The organism is Sphingobium sp. SA2, assembly GCF_032227065.1.
In the GTDB taxonomy this organism is placed as follows: domain Bacteria; phylum Pseudomonadota; class Alphaproteobacteria; order Sphingomonadales; family Sphingomonadaceae; genus Sphingobium.
In genome coordinates this window covers 954,514-977,838 of sequence record NZ_JAPMXX010000006.1, presented here as the reverse complement: position 1 = coordinate 977,838, position 23,325 = coordinate 954,514, and the positions used below count along the sequence as shown (strand labels likewise).

The 23,325-nt window shown below is 62.9% G+C and carries 21 protein-coding genes; 4 read left to right on the top strand and 17 right to left on the bottom strand.

Features of this window, described 5'->3' with window-relative positions; all coding sequences use genetic code 11:
- The 11 genes from rplV to rpsL all read right to left on the bottom strand — a co-directional run bounded on the left by rplV (position 1) and on the right by rpsL (position 8,379).
- Positions 1–387, bottom strand: coding sequence for a 50S ribosomal protein L22 (gene rplV / locus OVY48_RS12395; RefSeq protein ID WP_043152133.1), 387 nt, complete (start codon positions 385–387; stop codon positions 1–3).
- The gene (gene rpsS / locus OVY48_RS12390) at positions 387–662 is read right to left on the bottom strand and encodes a 30S ribosomal protein S19 (protein ID WP_037472398.1); all 276 of its coding nucleotides are present in this window, start codon (positions 660–662) and stop codon (positions 387–389) included. Before rpsS ends, rplV begins: the two co-directional genes overlap by 1 nt.
- A 6-nt stretch (positions 663–668) precedes the next feature.
- Positions 669–1,505 carry a 50S ribosomal protein L2 gene (gene rplB / locus OVY48_RS12385; protein WP_069065535.1) on the bottom strand — a complete coding sequence of 279 codons (837 nt, stop codon included), beginning with the start codon at positions 1,503–1,505 and terminating at the stop codon, positions 669–671.
- Between the two features lie 2 nt (positions 1,506–1,507).
- On the bottom strand, positions 1,508–1,825 hold the full coding sequence (locus OVY48_RS12380; RefSeq protein ID WP_037472401.1) for a 50S ribosomal protein L23: 318 nt from the start codon (positions 1,823–1,825) through the stop codon (positions 1,508–1,510).
- The gene (gene rplD, locus OVY48_RS12375; RefSeq protein WP_037472402.1) at positions 1,818–2,441 is read right to left on the bottom strand and encodes a 50S ribosomal protein L4; all 624 of its coding nucleotides are present in this window, start codon (positions 2,439–2,441) and stop codon (positions 1,818–1,820) included. The genes OVY48_RS12380 and rplD overlap by 8 nt, the downstream gene beginning before the upstream one ends.
- A 3-nt stretch (positions 2,442–2,444) precedes the next feature.
- Entirely contained in the window at positions 2,445–3,203 is a 759-nt protein-coding gene (gene rplC, locus OVY48_RS12370) for a 50S ribosomal protein L3 (RefSeq protein ID WP_037472404.1), read from the bottom strand.
- Between the two features lie 292 nt (positions 3,204–3,495).
- A complete protein-coding gene (gene rpsJ / locus OVY48_RS12365; RefSeq protein WP_007686587.1) occupies positions 3,496–3,804 on the bottom strand; it encodes a 30S ribosomal protein S10 in 309 nt (102 codons plus the stop codon).
- 144 nt (positions 3,805–3,948) lie between these two features.
- Positions 3,949–5,139 carry an elongation factor Tu gene (gene tuf / locus OVY48_RS12360; protein WP_037472405.1) on the bottom strand — a complete coding sequence of 397 codons (1,191 nt, stop codon included), beginning with the start codon at positions 5,137–5,139 and terminating at the stop codon, positions 3,949–3,951.
- Positions 5,140–5,276: 137 nt separating this feature from the next.
- Entirely contained in the window at positions 5,277–7,349 is a 2,073-nt protein-coding gene (fusA, locus tag OVY48_RS12355; RefSeq protein ID WP_037472406.1) for an elongation factor G, read from the bottom strand.
- A gap of 172 nt (positions 7,350–7,521) precedes the next feature.
- Positions 7,522–7,992, bottom strand: a complete 471-nt coding sequence (rpsG, locus tag OVY48_RS12350; protein WP_037472408.1) for a 30S ribosomal protein S7 — start codon at positions 7,990–7,992, stop codon at positions 7,522–7,524.
- Positions 7,993–8,007: 15 nt separating this feature from the next.
- The gene (gene rpsL / locus OVY48_RS12345) at positions 8,008–8,379 is read right to left on the bottom strand and encodes a 30S ribosomal protein S12 (RefSeq protein ID WP_026002556.1); all 372 of its coding nucleotides are present in this window, start codon (positions 8,377–8,379) and stop codon (positions 8,008–8,010) included.
- A 366-nt stretch (positions 8,380–8,745) separates the two neighbouring features.
- Here rpsL and OVY48_RS12340 point away from each other — a divergent pair, with 366 nt between their 5' ends.
- The 3 genes from OVY48_RS12340 (at position 8,746) to OVY48_RS12330 (ending at position 12,731) form a co-directional block, all read left to right on the top strand.
- Positions 8,746–11,028, top strand: coding sequence for an EAL domain-containing protein (locus tag OVY48_RS12340; RefSeq protein ID WP_313923062.1), 2,283 nt, complete (start codon positions 8,746–8,748; stop codon positions 11,026–11,028).
- Between the two features lie 232 nt (positions 11,029–11,260).
- Entirely contained in the window at positions 11,261–12,373 is a 1,113-nt protein-coding gene (locus OVY48_RS12335; protein ID WP_313924767.1) for a M23 family metallopeptidase, read from the top strand.
- Positions 12,354–12,731 (top strand): polymer-forming cytoskeletal protein, encoded by a 378-nt coding sequence (locus tag OVY48_RS12330; RefSeq protein ID WP_313923060.1) that lies wholly within the window; start codon positions 12,354–12,356, stop codon positions 12,729–12,731. The genes OVY48_RS12335 and OVY48_RS12330 overlap by 20 nt, the downstream gene beginning before the upstream one ends.
- Before the next feature lie 191 nt (positions 12,732–12,922).
- Here OVY48_RS12330 and OVY48_RS12325 read toward each other — a convergent pair whose 3' ends face one another.
- Genes OVY48_RS12325 through OVY48_RS12315 form a run of 3 tightly spaced genes read right to left on the bottom strand, consistent with a single transcriptional unit; the run spans position 12,923 to position 16,295 of the window.
- Positions 12,923–14,431 carry a YifB family Mg chelatase-like AAA ATPase gene (locus tag OVY48_RS12325; RefSeq protein WP_313923059.1) on the bottom strand — a complete coding sequence of 503 codons (1,509 nt, stop codon included), beginning with the start codon at positions 14,429–14,431 and terminating at the stop codon, positions 12,923–12,925.
- A 41-nt stretch (positions 14,432–14,472) separates the two neighbouring features.
- Positions 14,473–15,177 (bottom strand): RlmE family RNA methyltransferase, encoded by a 705-nt coding sequence (locus tag OVY48_RS12320; RefSeq protein ID WP_313923058.1) that lies wholly within the window; start codon positions 15,175–15,177, stop codon positions 14,473–14,475.
- Entirely contained in the window at positions 15,174–16,295 is a 1,122-nt protein-coding gene (locus tag OVY48_RS12315) for a Ppx/GppA phosphatase family protein (protein ID WP_313923057.1), read from the bottom strand. Before OVY48_RS12315 ends, OVY48_RS12320 begins: the two co-directional genes overlap by 4 nt.
- A gap of 338 nt (positions 16,296–16,633) precedes the next feature.
- On the opposite strand from OVY48_RS12315, the gene OVY48_RS12310 reads away from it, so the two are divergent.
- Positions 16,634–20,128: an autotransporter domain-containing protein gene (locus OVY48_RS12310; RefSeq protein ID WP_313923056.1), complete on the top strand. Its 3,495-nt coding sequence runs from the start codon at positions 16,634–16,636 to the stop codon at positions 20,126–20,128.
- Positions 20,129–20,200: 72 nt separating this feature from the next.
- Here OVY48_RS12310 and OVY48_RS12305 read toward each other — a convergent pair whose 3' ends face one another.
- The 3 genes from OVY48_RS12305 to secD form a co-directional block, all read right to left on the bottom strand.
- Complete coding sequence (locus OVY48_RS12305; protein WP_313924766.1) at positions 20,201–20,542, bottom strand: Mth938-like domain-containing protein; 342 nt, start codon at positions 20,540–20,542, stop codon at positions 20,201–20,203.
- A 56-nt stretch (positions 20,543–20,598) separates the two neighbouring features.
- Complete coding sequence (secF, locus tag OVY48_RS12300; protein ID WP_313923055.1) at positions 20,599–21,585, bottom strand: protein translocase subunit SecF; 987 nt, start codon at positions 21,583–21,585, stop codon at positions 20,599–20,601.
- Between the two features lie 133 nt (positions 21,586–21,718).
- Positions 21,719–23,317: a protein translocase subunit SecD gene (secD, locus tag OVY48_RS12295; protein WP_313923054.1), complete on the bottom strand. Its 1,599-nt coding sequence runs from the start codon at positions 23,315–23,317 to the stop codon at positions 21,719–21,721.
- Between the last annotated feature and the right edge of the window lie 8 nt (positions 23,318–23,325).

The following is a 23,325-nucleotide window of genomic DNA, read 5'->3' as shown; positions in this document are numbered from 1 at the left end:
TTACGCCTCCGCTTCTTCGCCAGCTTCACGCACGACGATGCGCACGCGGCTGTAGGGCTTGAGGATCCGGGTCGACTTGCCACGGCCACGCGCATGGAAGCGCTTGAGCGTGAACGCCTTGCCTACCGATGCTTCGGCCACGACCAGAGCGTCGACGTCCAGATTATGGTTGTTTTCCGCGTTGGCGATGGCCGAAGCCAGCACCTTGCGCACGTCCACTGCCATCGCCTTCTTGGAGAAAGCCAAGATGTTCAGCGCGTCCTCGACCTTGTGGCCGCGGATGAGCGTGGCAACCAGGTTCAGCTTCTGGGCCGAACCACGGATCTGCGTGCCGACGGCCAGAGCCTCATTGTCGGCGACGCGACGGGGAGCCTTTTCCTTGCTCATTAGCGCTTGCCCTTCTTGTCGGCAGCGTGGCCGGGGAAGAAGCGGGTCGGGGCGAATTCGCCCAGCTTATGACCCACCATATCCTCGTTCACGGACACCGGAACATGCTTGCGGCCGTTATAGACGCTGAACGTCAGGCCAACGAACTGGGGCAGGATGGTGGAACGACGCGACCAAGTCTTGATCGGCGCACGGCCACCGGCTTCCTGCGCGGTTTCTGCCTTCTTCAGAAGGCTGAGGTCCACGAACGGACCTTTCCAGACGGAACGAGCCATCGCGGATTACCTCTTCTTCTTGGCGTGACGCGACCGGATGATCATCTTGTCGGTCGACTTGTTGTTACGGGTGCGGGCACCCTTGGTCGGCTTGCCCCAAGGCGTAACCGGATGACGGCCGCCCGAGGTCCGGCCTTCACCACCACCATGAGGGTGATCGACCGGGTTCTTGGCGACACCGCGCGTCAGCGGGCGGATGCCCTTCCAACGGTTGCGGCCTGCCTTAGCGAGATTGGTGTTGCCATTGTCGGGGTTGCTGACGGCGCCGATGGTGCCCATGCAATCCGAACGGATGTAACGCTGCTCACCCGAAGACAAGCGGATCATCACCATGCCACGATCACGACCAACGAGCTGGGCATAGGTGCCCGCCGAACGGCAGAGCTGTGCGCCCTTGCCCGGCTTCATCTCGATATTGTGGATGATCGTGCCGACCGGCATCTGACCCAGTTCCATCGCGTTGCCCGGCTTCACGTCGGTCTTCTTGCCCGCGATGACCTTGTCACCAGGAGCGAGGCGCTGCGGCGCGATGATATAAGCCTGCGTACCGTCGGGATAGTTGACCAGAGCGATGAACGCGGTGCGGTTGGGGTCATATTCCAGACGCTCGACCGTACCTTCGACATCCCACAAGCGACGCTTGAAATCGATGATACGATAGCGCTGCTTGTGACCGCCGCCGATACCGCGCGAGGTCACATGACCCTTGTTGTTGCGGCCACCGGTCTTGCGCTTGCCTTCGGTCAGCGCCTTGACGGGCTTGCCCTTGTGCAGGCTGGACTTGTCGACCAGAATGAGGCCGCGCTGGGCGGGGCTCGTCGGGTTATAATGCTTCAGCGCCATAGTTAGCGCACTCCCTCGGTGATGTCGATCGACTGGCCTTCGGCCAGGCGGACGATCGCCTTCTTGACGTCGGAGCGGGTGTAGGGCTTGCCCTTCCACTTCTTGGTCTTGCCCTTCGTCACGAGCGTATTCACGCTCTTGACGTCGACACCCCAGATCGCTTCGACAGCGGCCTTGATCTCAGGCTTGGAGGCATCGCCCGCCACCTTGAAGACCACAGCGTTGAATTCGCTGAGAAGAGTCGACTTCTCAGTGATGTGCGGGGCGACAACCACGTCATAATGACGGTTGTCGACCGTTGCGGCTTGCTTTTTAGCCATTGAAACGGGCCTCCAGCTTTTCGACCGCGGCGCGGGTGAGCACCAGCGAGTCGGCTTTCAGGATGTCGTAGACATTGGCACCGACGGCCGGCAGCAAGTCCACGCCGATGATGTTGGCCGACGCCTTGGCGAAGCTGATGTTGACCGCGTCGCCGTCGATGAACAGCACCTTGGTCAGGTTCAGCTTGGCAAGATTGGCGACCAGCGCCTTGGTCTTACCTTCGGCGACGTCGAGGCTGTCGATGATGAACAGCGAACCGTCCTTCACCTTCGACGAGAGCGCCATCTTCAGGCCCAGCGCGCGAACCTTCTTGTTCAGCGAGGGATTGAAGTCACGAACGCGGGCACCGTGGGCTTTACCACCACCGATGAACACAGGCGCGCGGCGATCGCCGTGACGAGCCGTACCGCCGCCCTTCTGGCGACCGAACTTCTTACCCGTGCGGGCAACATCGCTACGCTCGCGGGTGCCACGGGCCGTACCGCGACGCTTTTCGAGCTGCCAGGTGACGACACGGTGCAGGATGTCGGCGCGGGGCTCGACACCGAATACGGCATCGTTCAGCTCCAGATCGCCAGCTTCCGCTGCGTCGAGGGTCTGTACCTTGACCTTCATGGTTTAGCCCTCCTGGCCTTCGGTCGCTTCCACTGCCGCGACTTCTTCAGCCGGGGTATCAGCGGGAGCGCTGTCGTTGCTGTTGTCAGCCTTTTTCAGGCTGGCGGGATAGGGAACGTCGGCCGGACGGGGCACCTTGACGGCATCCTTGACGGTCAGCCAGGTGCCCTTGGCACCAGGCACGCTGCCCTTGACGAACAGCAGACCGCGCTCGACGTCCGTGCGGACGATTTCGAGGTTCTGCTGCGTGCGTTCACGATCACCCATATGACCGGCCATCTTCTTGTTCTTGAAGACGCGGCCTGGATCCTGACGGTTACCCGTCGAACCATGGGCACGGTGACTGATCGACACGCCGTGGGTGGCGCGCATACCGCCGAAGCCCCAACGCTTCATGGCGCCGGCAAAGCCCTTACCCTGGGTGTGACCCGACACATCGACGAGCTGGCCGTCGATGAAATGATCCGCGGCGATTTCCACGCCGACATCGAGGAGTGCATCCTCGGCGACACGGAATTCTACCAGACGCGCCTTCGGCTCCACTTCCGCCTTGGCGAAGTGACCGCGCTGCGGCTTGGCGACATTCTTAACCTTCGCTACGCCGGCACCCAGCTGCACGGCAATATAGCCGTCGCTGTCCACATCCTTGCGAGCCACGACCTGGTTGCCTTCAAGGGCCAGAACCGTAACCGGCACGTGACGCCCGTCCTCTTGGAACAGGCGGGTCATCCCGACTTTCTTAGCGATCACGCCAGTGCGCATGATCCATACTCCCAATAGAGGCCCGCCTAAGCCTTAAAAGAAACTGACGCCGGCGGGCGTATCCAACGAAAAAAACCGCTCGGGATCATTCCCTAGCGGCCAACCCAAATATGCAGATCACCCCGTCCGGGTTGGATGCCAACCCCTCTCGGGACCAGCGACGGGGGACCAGAACCACAGACTTGCCAGTTGCCCGGCGCTGTGCGGTATCCCTTGTGTCGTGTGAGCTTCCGGTTTCCCGGAATACCCGATACCCTGCCGACTTGTTACAGAAGGCAGGGACTTGCTCGCCTTAGGCCAGCTTGATTTCTACGTTCACGCCGGCAGCCAGGTCCAGCTTCATCAGCGCGTCGACCGTCTGCGGCGTCGGCTGCACAATGTCAAGCATACGCTTGTAGGTGCGAACCTCAAACTGCTCGCGCGACTTCTTGTCGATGTGCGGACCACGGTTGACCGTGAACTTTTCGATGCGCGTCGGAAGGGGAATGGGACCGCGGATGAGAGCGCCAGTGCGGCGTGCGGTGTCGGCGATGTCGCCGGTCGCCTGATCAAGCACGCGATGATCGAACGCCTTAAGGCGAATGCGGATGTTGCTGTCCATATTCCTGTACCGATGCGAAAGAGCCAAAAAACAACCGCCTCTTAATCTGTCCTTCTAGCTCGCAAGAGCCGGAGAAAGACGATCCGAGGCGGTAAAAATCCGAGCGGCGCGAATCAGGCGATTCGCGCCGCTGCGGTGCCTATATTACTTCGAGATCGTGCCGACAACCCCTGCGCCGACGGTACGACCGCCTTCACGGATGGCAAAGCGCAGACCTGGGTCCATCGCGATGGGCGCGATCAGCTTGACGCCGAGCTTCACGTTGTCGCCAGGCATGACCATTTCCGTGCCCTCAGGCAGGATGACTTCGCCGGTGACGTCCGTGGTGCGGAAGTAGAACTGCGGGCGATAGTTGGCGAAGAACGGCGTGTGACGGCCACCCTCTTCCTTCGACAGCACGTACACTTCAGCGTCAAACTCGGTGTGCGGCATGACCGAACCGGGCTTGGCCAGAACCTGGCCACGCTCGACGTCTTCACGACCAACGCCACGAACCAGTGCGCCGATATTGTCGCCTGCACGACCTTCGTCGAGCAGCTTGCGGAACATTTCAACGCCCGTGACCGTGGTCTTGCGGGTGTCGCGGATGCCGACGATTTCGACTTCTTCGCCAACCTTGACGATGCCGGTTTCGACGCGACCGGTGACGACGGTGCCGCGACCCGAGATCGAGAACACGTCTTCGATCGGCATCAGGAAGGGCTTGTCGATCGGACGCTCAGGCTGCGGGATCCAGCTGTCAACGGCAGCCATCAGCTTCAGCACGGCGTCATGGCCGATTTCGGGGGTCTTGTCCTGCAGCGCGGCAACAGCCGAACCGGGGATGACGGGGATGTTGTCGCCGTCGAAATCATAGCTGCTCAGCAGCTCGCGGATTTCCAGCTCGACCAGTTCCAGAATTTCGGCGTCGTCAACGAGATCGACCTTGTTCATGAACACGACGAGCTGAGGAACACCGACCTGCTTGGCGAGCAGGATGTGCTCACGGGTCTGCGGCATCGGGCCGTCGGTGGCCGACACGACCAGGATCGCGCCGTCCATCTGCGCCGCACCGGTGATCATGTTCTTCACATAGTCAGCGTGACCGGGGCAGTCGACGTGCGCATAGTGGCGCGCTTCGGTTTCATATTCGACGTGCGCGGTCGAAATGGTGATGCCGCGCTCGCGCTCTTCGGGCGCCTTGTCGATGTTGTCGTAGCTGGTGAACGTGGCGCCGCCGGTTTCGGCCAGCACCTTGGTGATCGCTGCGGTCAGCGAGGTCTTGCCATGGTCGACGTGACCGATGGTGCCGATGTTGCAGTGCGGCTTATTCCGCTCAAACTTAGCCTTAGCCATTTTATCCTACCTTCTAATCAAAATCAGCTTGGGTCTGACCGCTCGGCCGCGCCTCGCGAAGGCGCGTCCATAGCAGCAAATTTGCAGATTACCAGCCCCTAACCGAGCCGCTTGCACGGCTCGGCCGGGGAAATTCATCAGGCCATCTTCGCCTTGACTTCGTCCGCGACATTCTGCGGCACTTCATCATAGTGCGAGAAGGTCATCGAATAGTTCGCACGCCCCTGGGTGAACGAACGCAGCGAGTTCACATAGCCGAACATGTTGGCCAGCGGGACCATCGCTTCGACGACCTGTGCATTACCACGGGTGTCGGTGCCCTGGATCTGGCCACGGCGGCTGTTCATGTCGCCGATCACGTCGCCCAGATATTCTTCGGGGCTGACGACTTCGACCTTCATGATCGGTTCGAGCAGCGTGATGCCCGACTTCTGCGCGACTTCACGCATCGCTGCGCGACCAGTGATTTCGAACGCCAGAGCCGACGAGTCGACGTCATGATAGGCGCCGTCATACAGGTTGATCTCGAAATCGATGATCGGGAAGCCGATGAGCGAGCCGGTAGCGGCCGTTTCGCGCATGCCCTTTTCGATCGCCGGGATATATTCCTTGGGAATATTACCGCCCTTGATCTCATCCTTGAAGATGATGCCCGCACCGCGCTCGCCCGGCGTGACCTTCACCTTGATGCGGCCGAACTGGCCGGTGCCGCCCGACTGCTTCTTATGGGTATAGTCGACGTCGACGGCCTTCTTGAGATATTCGCGATAGGCCACCTGCGGCGCACCGACATTCGCCTCGACCTTGAACTCACGCTTCATGCGATCGACCAGGATTTCGAGGTGAAGCTCGCCCATGCCCTTGATGATGGTCTGGCCCGATTCGTGATCGGTCGAAACGCGGAAGGACGGATCCTCGGCGGCCAGGCGGTTGAGCGCGACGCCCATCTTTTCCTGGTCGGCCTTGGTCTTGGGTTCCACCGACAATTCGATGACCGGCTCAGGGAATTCCATCCGCTCCAAGATGATCGGCTGGCGCTCGGCGCACAGCGTATCCCCGGTGGTGGTTTCCTTCATGCCGGCCAGCGCAACGATGTCGCCGGCATAGGCTGCATCGATATCTTCACGGCTGTTGGCATGCATCAATAGCATGCGGCCGATCTTTTCCTTCTTGTCCTTGACCGAGTTCAGATAGGTGCCCTTGGTCAGGGTGCCGGAATAGACGCGCAGGAAGGTGAGCGAGCCGACGAACGGATCGTTCATGATCTTGAACGCCAGGCCAGCGAACGGCGCATCATCTGCGGTCGCACGGCTGTCGGGCTGGTCGTTGTCGGGGTTGATGCCCTGTACGTCTTCGATGTCGAGCGGCGAAGGCAGATAGTCGACAACCGCGTCGAGCAGGGGCTGAACGCCCTTGTTCTTGAACGCCGAACCACACAGCACGGGGACGAACGACTGGGCCAGCGTGCCCTTGCGGATCAGCTTCTTGAGCGTCGCAACGTCGGGCAGATTGCCTTCGAGATAGGCTTCCATCGCCTCGTCGTCCTGCTCGACGGCCAGTTCGATCAGCTTTTCGCGATATTCGGCAGCCTTGTCGGCGAGGTCGTCGGGAATTTCCTCATAGGAGAATTCAGCGCCGAGATTCTCATCCTTCCAGATGATCGCACGGTTTTCGACCAGATCGACCAGACCCTTGAACTCGCTCTCCGCACCGATGGGGAGATACAGAACGGCGGGGATGGCACCCAGGCGATCGATGATCGTCTGCACGCAATAATAGAAATTGGCGCCGGTACGGTCGAGCTTGTTGATGAAGCACATCCGCGGAACCTTATACTTGTCCGCCTGACGCCACACCGTTTCCGACTGCGGCTCAACGCCCGCAACGCCGTCGAACGCGGCGACCGCGCCATCGAGCACGCGCAGCGAACGCTCGACTTCGATGGTGAAGTCGACGTGGCCGGGGGTGTCGATGATGTTCAGGCGGTGGTCGTTCCAGATGCAGGTGGTCGCAGCCGACGTGATGGTGATACCACGCTCCTGCTCCTGTTCCATCCAGTCCATCGTGGCGGCGCCGTCATGGACTTCGCCGATCTTGTAGGACTTGCCGGTGTAGTAAAGGATACGCTCGGTCGTCGTGGTTTTGCCGGCGTCAATATGCGCCATGATACCAAAATTACGATAGCGTTCGAGCGGATGGCTGCGGGCCATGATGCTTCTCCGTTGCCGGCGCACCGGCGGTTGGGGATTCGAGTTCTTGGGTGGCCCCTAAACCAATCCGTCCGCCATGGGTAGAGACCCCTGACGAACGGACCAATTTTTGAAACCGGACAGCGAAGCGGACATTGGAAACGCCCGCCTGCCTTTTACCAGTAGCGGTATGTTACCAGCGATAGTGCGAGAAGGCACGGTTGGCTTCTGCCATCCGGTGCGTATCTTCGCGCTTCTTGACGGCATTGCCGCGATTGTTGGCGGCGTCCATCAGCTCACCCGACAGGCGCGCGGCCATCGTGGTTTCGCTGCGGTTGCGCGCGGCGGTGATCAGCCAACGGATGGCCAACGCCTGCGAGCGTTCGGGACGCACTTCGACGGGAACCTGATAGGTCGCACCGCCAACGCGGCGGCTGCGAACTTCGATGCCCGGCTTGATGTTGTTCAGCGCGTCATGGAACATGCCGATCGGGTCCTTCTTGGCGCGGGTCTCGACAGTTTCGAGAGCGCCATAGACGATGGACTCAGCAACGGCTTTCTTACCGTCCTGCATGATCGAGTTCATGAACTTGGACAGCACGATATCGCCATATTTGGGATCGGGCAGGATGATGCGCTTTTCGGGGCGACGACGACGTGACATATTCTTGGTCTCCCCTTACTTCGGACGCTTCGCGCCGTACTTCGAACGGCTCTGCTTACGATCCTTGACGCCCTGGGTATCCAGAACGCCGCGAAGAACGTGATAGCGCACGCCGGGAAGATCGCGGACACGACCGCCACGGATCAGAACAACGCTATGTTCCTGAAGGTTATGGCCTTCACCGGGGATGTAGGTGATGACTTCGCGCTGGTTGACCAGACGCACCTTCGCCACCTTGCGGAGCGCCGAGTTCGGCTTCTTCGGAGTCGTCGTGTAGACGCGGGTGCAAACGCCACGCTTTTGCGGGTTCGCATCCATGGCAGGGACCTTGGACTTGGCCTTCTGCGGTTCGCGGCCCTTGCGGACCAGCTGGTTGATTGTTGGCATGAAGCCCTTCACCTTTTTCAGTTACTTTACCGTGGCATCCCCGTGTTGCGAGCCGCTTGGAAAACAGACGTCATCCAAACAGCAAAGGCCCCGGTGGGCATAAAACCCCCCTGGAGCCGCAAGAGCACCCGGCAATGTTCAGCTCTAATAGCACCCAGCAATGGCGAGAAAAGACGAGTCTCGACGCGACAGGTCGCTGGGCAGCCGGGCCTATAGCCCTGCGCGGGCAAAGGGTCAAGCGTCGCGACAGGGCGGCGCTACACCCGTGATTTTCCGTGCCTCGCGCCGACGTGGTTAGGGTTTTGATAACCCTGTCGCGCCTATTTTTCGGGCCAACCACCAATATGGTGTTTCTATGGACAAAATGTGACGGACATCTCCCCCTATACCGGTGAATTTTGCGACCCTGCCCGCGAACGCCTCTTTCAGGAAGGGCGCTTGCGCGAATCGCGCGGGCACGCCCAGATTCTGTTCGCGCTATCGGCCGTCCTCAATACTCTGTTCCTGATGAGCGACTGGCGCTTTGCCGGAACCGATCATTTCTGGGTTGCGGTGCCAGCGCGCATCGTCGTCATCCTCTGGTCACTGGCCTGCCTGTCGGTCAGCCATCGCATGACCAGTTTCCGCGCGGTCGAACGCATCTGCTTTGCCTGGCAGGCGGTCATCGCCGTCGGTGTCGCCTTCCTCGTTAGTTCGCGTAGCGACATCGCCGTCTTCGTGCTGGTGATGCTTCCGCTGGTCTTCTACCTCGTCGTGCCGACCAGCTTTCGCGGCAATGTCGGTGGCGGACTGGCCTGCGGCATCGCGCTGTTGATCGGCTATCTCGCGCCCGCCCCGCTGTCGGCCACCGTGCCTGGCATGATCCTGGCGATGGTGATGCTGCATTTCGGCATGTGGATCGCGATCGCGCGCGGCAATCGGCTCCAGCGCAAGGAATGGAAGGCCGGTCTCGCCGCGCGCGAAGCCCAGGCTGCGCTCGCCAACAGCCGGGATACGCTGGAACATATGTTCATGGCCGTCCCCCTGCCGCTGCTGGTGACACGCTATGACGGCAGCATCGTGCGGATCAACCGCGCCGCGCTGGAAGCGCATGCGGCTGGTGGCCCCGTGTCGCTGACCAATGTCGAGCAAACCTATGTCGACTTGCCGGTGCGCGACGATCTGTTCGCCCGGCTGCGACAGGGGGAGGCGATCGATAATTTCGAATGCCGTCTGCGCCGTGGTGATGGTGCCATTCGCAATGCTTTGCTGTCGTCCCGGCCCATCGTGATCGACGATGAAGCCTGCTTCATGACCAGCGTGGTCGACATCACCGAACGCAAGGAAATCGAACAGAATCTGGAACGGCTGGCGATGTCGGATGCGCTGACGGGCCTGGCAAACCGCGCGCATTTCATGGCAGCGGTGACGCAGGCGACCGCTGCGCCGACCAAGCGGGCGCAACTGGCCGTGCTGTTGATCGACCTGGACGAGTTCAAGCGCGTCAATGATACGGCCGGTCATGACGCTGGCGATGCCCTGCTGTGCGCCGTGGCCGGACGCTTGCGGCATGCGCTGCGCCCCGGCGATCTGGTGGCGCGCATGGGCGGGGATGAATTTGCCGTGCTGCTGACCCGCCTGCCCGACGCCGAGTCGGTGCAGCCGATATTGCGGCGTATCACCGAGCATCTTCATGCCCCGCTCAGCTATCGTGGGCGGCCGATGGAATGCCGGGTGAGCATCGGCGTCGCGCTGTTCCCCGACCATGGCGACGATGTCACCGCCCTGGTCAAACATGCCGACATCGCGCTCTATCATGCCAAGAATAGCGGGCGGGGCCGCGCAACCCTGTTCGGTCCTGAATTGCTGGAAAGCTGGGAGCGTGAGGCCGCGATGCTGGACCGGGCACGCCATATCCTGGCGCATGAACGGCCCTGCCCCTGGTATCAGCCCAAGATCGCGCTCGATAGCGGGGCGATCGTCGGGTTCGAAGCGCTGTTTCGCTGCCCGACCGCGGACGGCAAGGTCATCATGCCTGGCGAGATCGCGTCCGCCTTCGAACATCCTGAACTTGGCCCCATGATCACCATGATGATGATCGACCGCATCATCGCCGATTGCGTGCGCTGGCGCGACACGGGCGTGACGGTCGGCCCCATTGCGTTCAACGGGTCCGGCGCGGACCTGAACGACGATGCCTTTGCCGATCGCCTGCTGCAACGGCTGGCAGATGCAGGCCTGCCGCCTTCGACGGTGGAACTGGAAGTGACCGAATCGGTCTTTCTGGGCCGCAACGCCGAACGGGTCGGGCGCGCCCTCAACCGACTGAGCGATGCCGGGGTCAGCATCGCCCTCGATGATTTCGGGACGGGCTATGCCTCTCTCTCCCACCTCAAACAGTTTCCGATCGACATCATCAAGATCGACCAGCGTTTCGTGCGCGATCTGGAAACCGACCCGGATGACGCCGCCATCGTCCGCACCGTCCTCAACCTCGCCTTCAGCCTGGGCATCCGCACGGTGGCGGAAGGGGTCGAGAATAGTCGCCAGGTCGATTATCTGCGGGCGGGCGGATGTCATTATGGGCAGGGCTATCATTTCAGCCCGGCCATACCCGCCGCCGCCGTCACCCGCCTGCTCGCGACGACAGCGCAGGCCGATCTCGGCTAAGGCGCGAGTTCAAAAAATCGCATTTATGAGGGAACAAACGATCGCAGGGATCATTTAGTCGCGCGCATCACTCGACTCGTCACGTCTACGTAACGGTGGATTCGCGCGGGTGGCCCGGCTTTGCTATCGGCCCGACTCGAAAAGAGCTACGGGGTCGTCATTGTCGCATCATCGAAAATCGAGGGCAGCCGCTCTCCGGGCACGGCTTGCCGCCTTATGCCCAGAGCGGGAGATTTTCCTGCGATCGGGCGGCCAGGTCCGGTTCCTGAGGATTTCCCGCCGCCTGCAACTCACGACGCTCAGCCTGCTGACGATCGCGCTGGTCGGCTGGGGCGGCATGACGCTGGCGATGATCGCCGACAGCGCCTCAGTGACGCAGGAGCGCGCAGCGCTGGCCGCCAAGAGCAAATCCATCGCGACCGCCGCCACCAAGGTCGAAGGCTATCGCCAGTCGGTCGATGAATTGGCGCAGGATCTGGAAGCCCGGCAGGACTTCATGGACACGCTCTACAAGACCCATTTCGGGGCCGAGGGTGACAAGGACGCGGACATGGTCGCGCCGACCGCCGCCGACACATCCGGCAAGGCGGAGACGCTGACCGCCAAGATCAGCATGGCCCCGGAAGCCGCGCCGCTCGTGCGGCTGGAAGAGCGCCAGCGCCGTTTCGCCCTGCTGCTGACCGCTGCTGTAGAACGTCGCGCGGACAAGGCAGCGGCGGCGATTCGCAGCTTCGGCCTCAACCCCGACCAGCTCGCTCGCACCGCCGCGCGCGCCCAGGGTGGCCCCTTCGTTCCGTGGAAGGGCAGCAAGGGCGCCATGACCGGCGAGTTGGAACATCTGGCCGATGCCCTAACGCGAATGGAGTTTCTGGAACGCAGCCTGCTGTCGATCCCGTCGGGCAGGCCGACCATGGCGCCGATGGAAACCAGTTCCTACGGCTATCGCCGCGATCCGTTCAACGGCCACGCCGCTTTCCACGCCGGCATGGATTTCCCCGGCCGTCATGGCCAGCCGATCGTCGCGGCCGCGCCAGGCAAGGTGCGCTATGTCGGCCAGCGGCAGGGCTATGGCAATGTGGTCGAGGTCGATCATGGCAACGGCCTGATGACTCGTTACGCCCATTTGTCACGCTTTGCCGCCAAGGTAGGCCAGGCGGTGGCGCGGGGCGACACGATCGGCGGCATGGGGTCGACCGGCCGTTCGACCGGCACCCATCTCCATTTCGAGGTCCGGCAAAATGACCGGCCCATCAACCCTCGCCGTTTTCTGGAGGCTGCCCAGGATGTTCTCCAAGTCCAGCAAATCGCCAAGGCCCGTTTCGCCGATGTCGGCAACCGGGGCTAAAAATACCCCCTTCTCGCTGATCGGCGGCGACGTCACGATAAGCGGCAACGTCACCGCGTCGGTCGATCTACATGTCGATGGCGTGGTGGAAGGCGATATTAGCTGCGCCGCGCTGGTCCAGGGGGCCGAGAGCCGCATCATCGGTCATGTCACCGCGCAAAGCGCGCGCCTAGCAGGCCTTGTCGATGGATCAATCACGGCGGAGGAACTGGTGGTCGAGCGCAGCGCGCGGATTACCGGTGATGTTCGTTATGAGCGCATCACGATCGAGGCGGGCAGCCGGATCGACGGCCATTTTGCGCATAAGGACAATGCGCCTGCCGCCGAACTCAAGCTGATCGCGAACGACGGCGCCTAACGTCATTTGTCACTGGATACGGGTTCGGCACCATTTTATCCGTCGCATCGTCACCGAGAAGGAGACGACCGACATGGAACGCCCCGATTTCTGGCCCGATATATGCCGCTTTCTGATCGCTTTCATCGCGAGCGGTGCGGCCATCGGTCTCTATACGCTGCTGACGGTCCAGCCGATCCCCTGAGCCCTTCTCAATTCACCGGCGCGCGGCGCCGGTAGCTGAGCGCTTCGGCGACATGCACCCGCCCGACCCGCTCGGCGCCGGCCAGATCGGCGATCGTTCGGGCGACGCGCAACACGCGGGTATAGCCCCGCGCCGACAGCTTCATCGCGGCGGCCGCCTGGGCCAGCAATTGCCGACCCGCTTCGTCCGGGCCTGCAAAAGCCTCCAGCGCGTCGCCATCGACTTCGGCATTGGTCCGCACTTTCGTCCCGGCATAGCGCGTCGTCTGCACATCGCGCGCCGCCGCGACGCGCGCGGCGACCTCGGTCGATCCTTCGGCGGGGGGCGGCAGCACCAGATCGGCAGCACTCACCGCCTGCACCTCGACATGCAGGTCGATCCGGTCGAGCAACGGCCCCGACACTTTCGCCTGATAGTCAGCGGCGCAACGCGGCGCACGGGAGCAGGCCAAGGCGGGATCGCCCAGATGGCCGCAGCGACATGGATTCATCGCCGCGATCAACTGCACCCGCGCCGGGAAGGTGACATGCGCATTGGCGCGGGCGACCGTCACTTCACCGGTTTCCAACGGCTGGCGCAACGAATCCAGCACCGCCCGCTGAAATTCCGGCAATTCATCGAGGAACAAGACGCCCAGATGCGCCATGCTGACCTCGCCCGGCCGCGCCTTCAAGCCGCCCCCGACCAGCGCCGCCATAGACGCGCTATGATGGGGGTGGCGGAAAGGCCGCGCCCGGCTGATCCGCCCGCCATCTAGCGTCCCGGCTACGCTCGCGACCATGGATGTTTCCAGCACCTCGGATGGGGTGAGTTCGGGCAAAATCCCTGGCAAGCACCCGGCCATCAGCGATTTGCCCGCGCCCGGCGGCCCGACCATCAGCAGATTATGCCCGCCCGCCGCCGCGATCTCGATCGCGCGCTTGGCGACTTCCTGCCCCTTGACCTGTTTGAGGTCCAGCGTCCGCACGGGTGCCTCGACCGCGCCCGGCTGGGGCGGCGACAGCGCCGACGTGCCCTTGAAATGGTTGAGCAGGCTTAAAAGATCGGGCGCGGCGACGACTTCGACCTGCCCCGCCCAGGCAGCTTCGGCCCCCTGCGCGACCGGGCAGACCAGCCCCATATCCTGCCCGCCCGCATGCAGCGCCGCCAGCAGCACGCCGGGCGATGGCGCGGTGCGCCCGTCCAGCCCCAGTTCGCCGACTACCAAATAGCCCGACAGCGTTTCGGCATCGATCACGCCCATCGCCCCCAGCAATGCGAGGGCGATCGGCAGATCGAAATGCGATCCTTCCTTGGGCAGGTCAGCAGGCGAGAGGTTGACGGTGATCCGCTTGGGCGGCAGCGACAGGCCGATGGCGGCGATTGCATTGCGCACCCGCTCGCGGCTTTCGGCCACCGCCTTGTCAGGCAATCCCACGACGATGAAATTGGGAAGGCCGGGGACGAGCTGGCACTGCACCTCGACGGCTCGCGCTTCCAGCCCCAGATAGGCGACCGTCGATACCGTTGCGACCAAGTGACCCCCGCTTCCTATCCCGCCCGCCAGCCTTCCGGCGGCTATTCTGCTACGGGATCGCCCGCCCGGTCGCGCGCGGGTTCATCAGGTCGCCCCTTGAACCCCTGCGCCACGACATACCATTCCACGCTGCCCTTGCGGCTGGCCGGCGGCTTTGCGTGCTTGATCGTCGTGAAATTCTTCTTGAGCAGGACCAGCAGTTCCCCATCGGTGCCGCCGGCAAACACCTTGGCGACGAACGTCCCGCCCTTGCGCAGATTTTCGACTGCAAACCAAGCAGCCGCCTCGACCAGTCCCATCGTGCGGAGATGATCGGTCTGGGCATGGCCCACCGTATTGGCGGCCATGTCGGAAATGATGAGGTCGGGCGCATCGCCCAGCGCCTCGCGCAACAGGTCGGGCGCCTTGTCGTCCATGAAGTCCATTTCGAACAGGGTCACCCCCTCGATCGCATCGACCGGCAGCAGGTCAATGCCGACGATGGTGGCCTTCGGAGCTAGCTTGCGCACGACCTGCGACCAGCCGCCCGGTGCCACGCCCAGATCGACCACCGCGCGCGATCCCTTCACGAAATGGAATTTTTCGTCCAGTTCGATCAGCTTGAACGCGGCACGGCTGCGCCAGCCTTCCGCCTTCGCCTTGCGGACATAGGGGTCGTTCAGATGGCGTTCGAGCCAGCGAACCGACTGCGCGGTCCTGCCCTTGGCGCTTTTGACGCGCACCTTGCCTACGCCTGCGCCCCTCACATCACTCTCCCGTCGCGGTCCATCAGCCCGCGCAATATGCCTTCGCGAATGCCGCGATCCGCCACGCCCAGCCGCTCGGCGGGCCAGATGTCGAGGATCGCTTCCAATATGGCGCACCCCGCCACCACCAGATCGGCCCGCTCGGTGCCGATGCAGGGCAGCTTCTGCCGCTCCATCAGGGTCATGGTCGATAATCGCTCGGAAATCGACCGCATCGATTCGCATGGCACGATCAACCCGTCGATCACCTGCCGGTCATAGCGCGGCAAGTTCAGATGCACGCTCGCCAATGTCGTCACCGTCCCCGATGTGCCGAGAAGGCGGATATCCTCCGCTCCTTGCGGCAAGCGGCGGGCCAGCGGCGCGAAGGCTTCGCTGACCCGCGCGCGCATCCGGTCATAGGCGGCCAGCCGCGCCTCGCGGTCGCCATGGTCGAACGCTTCGCTTTCGGTCAGCGACACCACGCCCCACGGCGCACTCACCCAATCTACGATACGGGGAGCCCCTGCCGATCCGTTCGAATCGACCAGCACCAGTTCGGTTGATCCCCCGCCAATGTCGAAGATCAGGGCCGGGCCATTGCCGGGTTCCAGCAGCGCGTGGCAGCCCAACACCGCCAGCCGCGCCTCTTCCTGCGCGCTGATGATGTCGAGTGCGATCCCGGTTTCTCGATAGACGCGCTGGATGAAGTCATTGCCGTTGGACGCCCTGCGACAGGCTTCGGTCGCAACCGAGCGCGCCAGCGTCACATGGCGGCGGCGCAGCTTGTCGGCACAGACGGAGAGCGCGGCGATGGCGCGATCGATGGCGGCGTCGCTGATCCGCCCGGTCGATGCCAGCCCTTCGCCGAGCCGCACGATCCGCGAAAAGGCATCGACGACAATGAAGCCATCGGCGGATGGCTTGGCGATCAGCAGGCGGCAATTATTGGTGCCAAGGTCGATCGCGGCATAGGATCGCCGCTCACGCGCGCCATGCGGCGCAAGACCCCGCGATGGTGACGGGGGAGGAATGGCCGCAGCCTTGCTCCCATTGCCCTGACCGGATCGGACACGCTTGCCCGAAAAACCGCCGGTCGGACCGGAACTCTGCGGCGATGGGCGGCTTTGCTGCACCATGCCGAAACTCACTTCTGTTTTTCGCCAGCTTCGTGGGGAAGCCGGAACTTGCCCTCATGCTTAAGCGGATCAGCGCGGTTGTGCAAGGGACGGCCGTCCTGCGCCAAAAAGCTGCGCCAGGTTAAAGTTAACGGCCTTTGTCATGAAGTAGCGCGTAGGCGTCGGCGAATAGCGCTATGCCGAAAATGCCGGATTTGCGCCATTCCACTTCGGATTTTTGCGCGCACCCCAACAGTCTGTGACCTTTTTGAAACATAAGGAAAGTTTCGCAAATTGCCGCATTGTGTTCACCTTGTTGCTGACATAGCTTCCCTTCAGGTCTTTGGGGAGTTCACATCATGCACATTCGTAAGAATGGTGCGCGCTTACTTGCGCGCGCCGGTCGTACCAGTCTTCTGGCATCCGCAGCGGTCGCCGCTCTGGGCTTCGCGCCGCTGGCCCACGCGGTCGTGCCCAACGACAGCAAAAGCCCGTCCGACATTATCGATGGCAGCGACGTCAATGGCGTCGGCATCATGTACCGCGCCGATGGTTTCGTCTGCACCGGTTCGCTGATCAATCCGCGGACGGTCATCTTTGCCGCCCACTGCGTCAACGACCTCGACACGCCGGACTATAGCACCGTCAACGGCGGCGTGCCGGTCGCCTTCGCCTTCCAGAACGACGCCCGTCCGGGCCTGATCGACTGGCTGAGCAACGGCTTTCAGACCAACACGTCACTCAGCGTCTATAACGTCAACAATATCGCCTATCATCCCGACTCGCTCGATCCACCGGCGTTGAGCTTCCTCTATGGCGACGTGGCGATGGCGACGCTCGACACGCCCGCGTCGGACGTGCCGACCTGGACGATGCTCTTTTCCGCCCTGTCCGCGCCATCGGCGATCAGCGAGACGTCGGGCACCGGCTATCATGTGACGATCACTGGCTATGGCCGAACCGGCAGCGGGACGACCGGCAATAATCTGGGGATCGACTTCCGGCGCAAGACGGCGGAAAACTTCCTTGGGATGCTCGGCTCGCTCGATGACATCGACGCCTTCCTGTTCGGGGCGCCCGGCGGCTATACGCAAAATCTCTATCACACCGATTTCGACGATCCGGAGCGTGAAAATCCGTTCGACTTCAACCTGTTCAAGGATGATGCGCTCGCCAATGAAGGCAGCACCGCTGGCGGCGATTCGGGAGGTCCGCTGATCCTGGACCAGGCGTTCAACGAACAGACGATCATCGGCGTCCTGTCGGGCGGCAGCCGCTATTTCCTCGAACAGCCGCAAAGCTCCTATGGCGGCTCGTCCTTCTACCAGCCCCTCTACCTATTCTGGGACTGGATCGCGCAGAACAACCCCTATCGCTACGCCACCGCAAAGGCAGGCGACGGCTTGTGGAGCGATGCTGACCATTGGGTGACCGCGCTCGACCCCAATTACCGGGTGATCGACAGCAATGGCGCACTGGTGAACGGCATTCCCACCTCGCCTGGCGCAGGCGCGTTCGGCCAGGACAGCACGCAGAAATTCGGTCAGATCTGCTACCAGCCCAATGATGGGCCGGACGATGTCTGCTATGATGTCGGCACCGACACGCTGATCGTCGATGGCGAACCGGTCGTTGCGGAAACGACAGGCGCGACCACGGGCTCGACCGTCGTCAGCAACAATAAGGGCAAGGTGGAGATTGCCGAGCGCAGCCCCAATGCCGACAACGCCACGCTGCTGACCGGCGCGATTCACGAGGCGCAGGAAGGCGAAGTCAGCGCCGCGGTCCTGCCAACGCCGACGCTGGCCAACGGCCTGCCCGGCGCGACCAGCTTCGTGCCCGACAATATCGATCCGCTCGCGTCGCAAGGGGTGATCGGCCGCTATTATGACGTGACGCTCAGCGCCAATGGCAAGACGACGCTGGACATGGACGCCACGGTCGATCGCTTCACCATTTCGGGCGCAGGCGCCGCGCTCGATGTCACGGCCACCGGATCGCTGACCAGCCTGATGGACATTGCCCACCTTGCCGGTGTCGTGAATATCGATGGCACGGTCGAAACACCGGGCGACTATTTCCTGATGACCGGGCTGTTGTCCGGCAAGGGAACGCTCCGCGCGCCCTATTTCACCAACGTCCTCGGCACGATCGCGCCCGGCGGCGTCGGCACGATCGGCACGCTTGGTATCGAAGGCAATGCGCTGCTCTCATCGGGTAGCACGCTGCAGATCGACCTTGGCGCCAATGGCGTGTCGGACCTGCTGGCGGTTCGGGCGACGCAATTCGTCGAAGCCGATGGCGACGGCGAGGGCGAAATCCCCGATACCGGCAATGGCGGCGGCGATGGTGGCGGTAGCCAGGAGCAGGCTTCGGCCGCTGCAGCGATCACTGCGGCGCAGGCCGATGGCGATGCGTCGCTGCTCGCGGTTGGTGATCCCATCGACGGCATCGCCGCGGTCGGCGGGCGCGTCGTCTTCGGTGCAGCGAGCGGCACCAAGATCCGCTATGGCAACAGCTATACCTTCCTGACCGCCGAAGGTGGCGTGGATGGCAGCTTTGCGACGCCGACCAATCTGTCGGCCGTGTTGAAGCCCGTGCTATTCTACGGCCCCAACAGTGTCAGCGTGCGGATCGACGCGGGCCTCTATGCCGATGTCGTCAACCGCGCCGCGCCCAACCAGACCAGCTTCGCCCAGCTGCTCGACCAGAACCGGCCGCTCTATGCCAACTATGCCAATCTCTATGGCGAGGCCGATCTGCTGAGTGTGGCCGGGGTCCAAGCGACCTTCGAGGCGATGGCACCGCGCACCGAGACGCTCAAGACGTCGATGTCTGAAGTGCTGAACGACAATATGGCCCGCTTCTATCGTGACCGCCTGACGAAGCTCGATGGCGGGGCGATGGGCGGCACGCTGACCATGACTGGCCAGCCGCTGCAACTGGCCGCGGCCAGCCTCAACAATATCGACCTGGGCATGGCGCAGGGCGGCAGCAACGACACGATGACGCGCGAAGGCGTGTTGCCCGATGACGTCAGCGCCTTCCTGGCGGGCGGCTATATCGATGGCGACAGCGCGCCGATGCGGACCGCCACACCGCTTGGCCGCGACCAGTTCGACGGCTGGTACATGGCCGCCGGCATCGAAAAGGCGTTCGGCGACACCGGCGTCATCGGCCTGGCTGCCTCCTTCAGCGAGTTGAAGGGCAATACGGGGGCCAATGACTGGGGCCGCGCCCGCCTCTATCAGGGCACGGTCTATGGGGCGTTCGACCTGGGTGGCCTGAAGCTGGATGCGGTCGGCAGCGCGGGTACGATGGCGACTCGCTCGCGTCGCTCCTTCGCAGTCGGCATCACGCCCTACACCCTCTATGGCAGCGACCAGGAACTGGCGCTGTCGGGTGAGCTGGGCCTCAGCAAGGCACTCGGCAGCGATGCGTTCAGCATCGTGCCCCGCGCGGCGCTGCGTGGTGCCTATATCAGCTCTGGCAACCTGTCCGAATATGGCGGCGATGCCGCGCTGGTGATCAAGCGCCATGCGATCCGCAGCGCACAGGGTCGCCTGGGCGCGACGGTCAAGGCGAATACGGGCGGGTTCAAACCCTATCTCACCGCCAATTATGTCCATGAGTTCAACGACCAGCCCGCTTTCTTCCTGGCCAATCTTGTGGGTGGCACCGGCAGCCTCGCGCCCTTCGCGCTGGGCGGATCGGACAAGAATTGGGGTGAAGTCGGCGGTGGCCTGACCATCCGGGCTGGCTCTGTAGACCTCAACCTGACCGCCGATACGACGGTCTGGCGCAAGGACATCAGCTATCAAAGCTATCGTGCGGGCGTGAAGATTCACTTCTGATTCACACCCCCCGCTAACGAAAAAGGGCCGCCCCACCGGGCGGCCCTTTTTTTATGTCCGCAACTGCGCGGTTCAGAGCGGCAGCAGCGCCGCGACAATCGACCGTTCCTCGGCCCGCAACACACCCCAGGCGCGCGCTGCGGCGCGGCTGTCCATCGCCTCCACGCCGATCCCCTTGGCCTCCAGATCGCGCACGAAGGCGCGTGGTGGCTGGCGCAGTCCAGTCCCCGTGCCGAGCAACAGGAATTCGGGACGCGGATTCCCATCCAGCAGGTCGCCCAGCGCCGCCAGCGTCAGCGCATCGACCGTCGGTGCATCGTCCCAAGCCATCGCCCGCACCGGGCTGAGCAACAGGCCGTTGGGAAACAGATCGTCACGCACCCGGAAACCGCGCCCGGCAAAACCGGTGACGATCGGCCCCTGCCCGCTATCGTCGCGGCGCAGCTCTATCCCGGTGCGTCGTTCGCCGCTCAGGGCTTGGCCCCGTCATCGCGCGGCCCGACCCGCTCGGCCTGCGAAGCAAGGTTCGCCTTGGCCGCCTTCTTCTCCGAAGACATGGGCGAGAGGCCCAGCGAGATCAGCAGCGAGGACGACACATAGACCGACGAATAGGTGCCGACGATGATGCCGAGCATCATCGCCGCGGTAAAGCCACGCAGCACATGGCCGCCGAACAGCAGCAACGCGCCGAGCGCGAGCATGATCGTCACCGACGTCATCACCGTGCGCGGCAGCGTTTCATTGACCGACAGGTCGATCAGCGCCTTCATGTCCATCTTGCGATATTTGCGCATATTTTCGCGGATACGGTCGTCGATCACCATCTTGTCGTTGATCGAATAGCCCACGATCGTCAGCACGGCGGCAACGATATTAAGGTCGAACTCAAGCTGCGTCACCGCGAAGAAGCCGAGCGTCATCAGCACGTCGTGGACGATCGCGACGAAAGTCGACACGCCGAACTGCCATTCATAACGGAACCAGCTGAAGATCGCGATGCCCAGGATCGCAAGCACGACCGCCAATATGCCGTTCTGGATCAGCTCGCCCGACACCTTGCCCGACACCGTGTCGTAGCGGGAGAAGGTGACGCCGGGGAATTGCCCGGTCATGGCATTGCGGGTCTTTTCGACCACCGCATTGGCCGCCCCGGCCCCGCCCTGTTCGGGCAGGGGCAGGCGGATCTGCACCGTCTTGGGATCGCCGAATTGCTGCAGCGAACTTTCGCCGACATTGAGCGAGGCGATGGTCGCGCGCACCTTGTCGGTTTCGACATTTTGCGGGAATTTCGCTTCGATCATCAGGCCGCCGACGAAATCGACGCCCATGTTGAGGCCCTTATAGGCCGTAGCGCCGACCGCCAGCACCGTCAGCAAGGCCGTGAGCGCGAACGCCCACTTCCGCATCGCGACGAAGCCGATATTCGTATTGTCGGGGACGAGCTTTAGAAGTTTCATGCGCTAAGACCTAATACCGTTCGGGCTGAGCGAAGTCGAAGCCCCTGTCTGAGCGGAGGCGAAGACACCTCGCTATGCTCGGTGGTGCCCTTCGACAAGCTCAGGGCGAACGGAAGGAGGGGTGTCACCTCGATCATATATGGATGTCCGTCGGCCGGGTGCGGCGCACCCAGTTGGCGACGATGACGCGGGTGAAGGTAACGGCGGTGAACACGCTGGTCGCGATGCCGATCAGCAGCACGATGGCAAAGCCCTTGACCGGCCCCGACCCCAGCGCCAGCATGATCCCACCCGCAATGGCATGGGTCACATTCGCCTCGAAAATGGTGCGGCTGGCTTCCTTATAGCCATGTTCGATTGCCTGGACGACATTGCGCCCACGCCGCCGCTCTTCGCGAATCCGTTCATAGATCAGCACGTTGGCGTCGACCGCGGTGCCGATCGTCAGCACGAACCCGGCAATGCCGGGCAGCGTCAGCGTCGCCCCCAATATGCCCATCACGCCCAGGATGACCGCGACATTGATGGCGACCGCCAGATTGGCATACATGCCAAAGCGGCCATAGCTCAGGAACATGAAGATCGCCACGGCAACCACCGCGATGATCGACGCGATCAGGCCCGCGCGAATCGAATCCGCGCCCAAGCCCGGTCCGACCGTGCGTTCCTCGACCACCGCCAGCGCGACTGGCAGCTTGCCGGACCGCAGCGCGATCGCCAGCTGGTTGGCGCTTTCGACCGTGAAATTGCCGCTGATCTGCGCGCTGCCGCCCAGGATCGGTTCGTTGATATTGGGCGCCGACAGCACCTTGCCGTCGAGAATGATCGCGAACGGGCGATTGACATTCTGCGACGTCACCTGCCCGAATTTGCGGCCACCTGAACTGTTGAAGCGGATGTTGACGATCGCCTGGTTATTCTGGTCATAGCCCTGCGTCGCGTCGGTCAAATCCTCGCCCGACACCATCACCTGGCGCTTGACCGCGATCAGCGGCACGCCCGACGGATTATCGAGATAAGGCAATACTTCGCTGCCCACCGGCGCGCGGCCCTGCGCCACTTCGGACGGGTTGGCGGTCGTATCGACCAGCTTGAATTCCAGCTTGGCGGTCTGGCCCAGCAGATCCTTGAGCGCCTTGGGATCTTGCAGGCCAGGCACCTGCACGACGATGCGATTGCTGCCCTGCTGCTGGATCGTTGGTTCGCGCGTGCCCATTTCGTCGATGCGCTTGCGGATCACCTCGGTCGCGACTTCCATCGCGCTCTTGACCGCATTGTCGATGCCCGCATTGGTCGGGGTGATCGTCACGGTCTGGCTGTTCACCACCGCCACGTCGAAATCCCGCTGGCCGGTCAGCCCCGCGCCCTGCGTCAGCGGGCGGATGCGCTCGACGGCGGCATCCACCTGCGCCGGATCGCGCACCATGAAGCTCAGCTTCCCGTCGCGGCTGGAGATATCGCCGATCGCGATGCGCGGCTCAGCCCGGCGCAGTTCGGTGCGAACCTGCTCCTCCATATTGACCAGCCGCTGCTTGGCGACATCCTGGGTTGACGCTTCGAGCAGCAGGTGACTGCCGCCCGACAGGTCGAGGCCAAGATTCACCCGCGTCTGCATGAAGCCGGGCAGCCGGGCCACGGCGGCATCGGGCAGGAAGCTCGGCACCGCGCACAGCACGCCGATCAACAGAGGCAGGATGATCGCGATCACCGCCGCACGCGAGAAATTGAGCATCGTTAGGG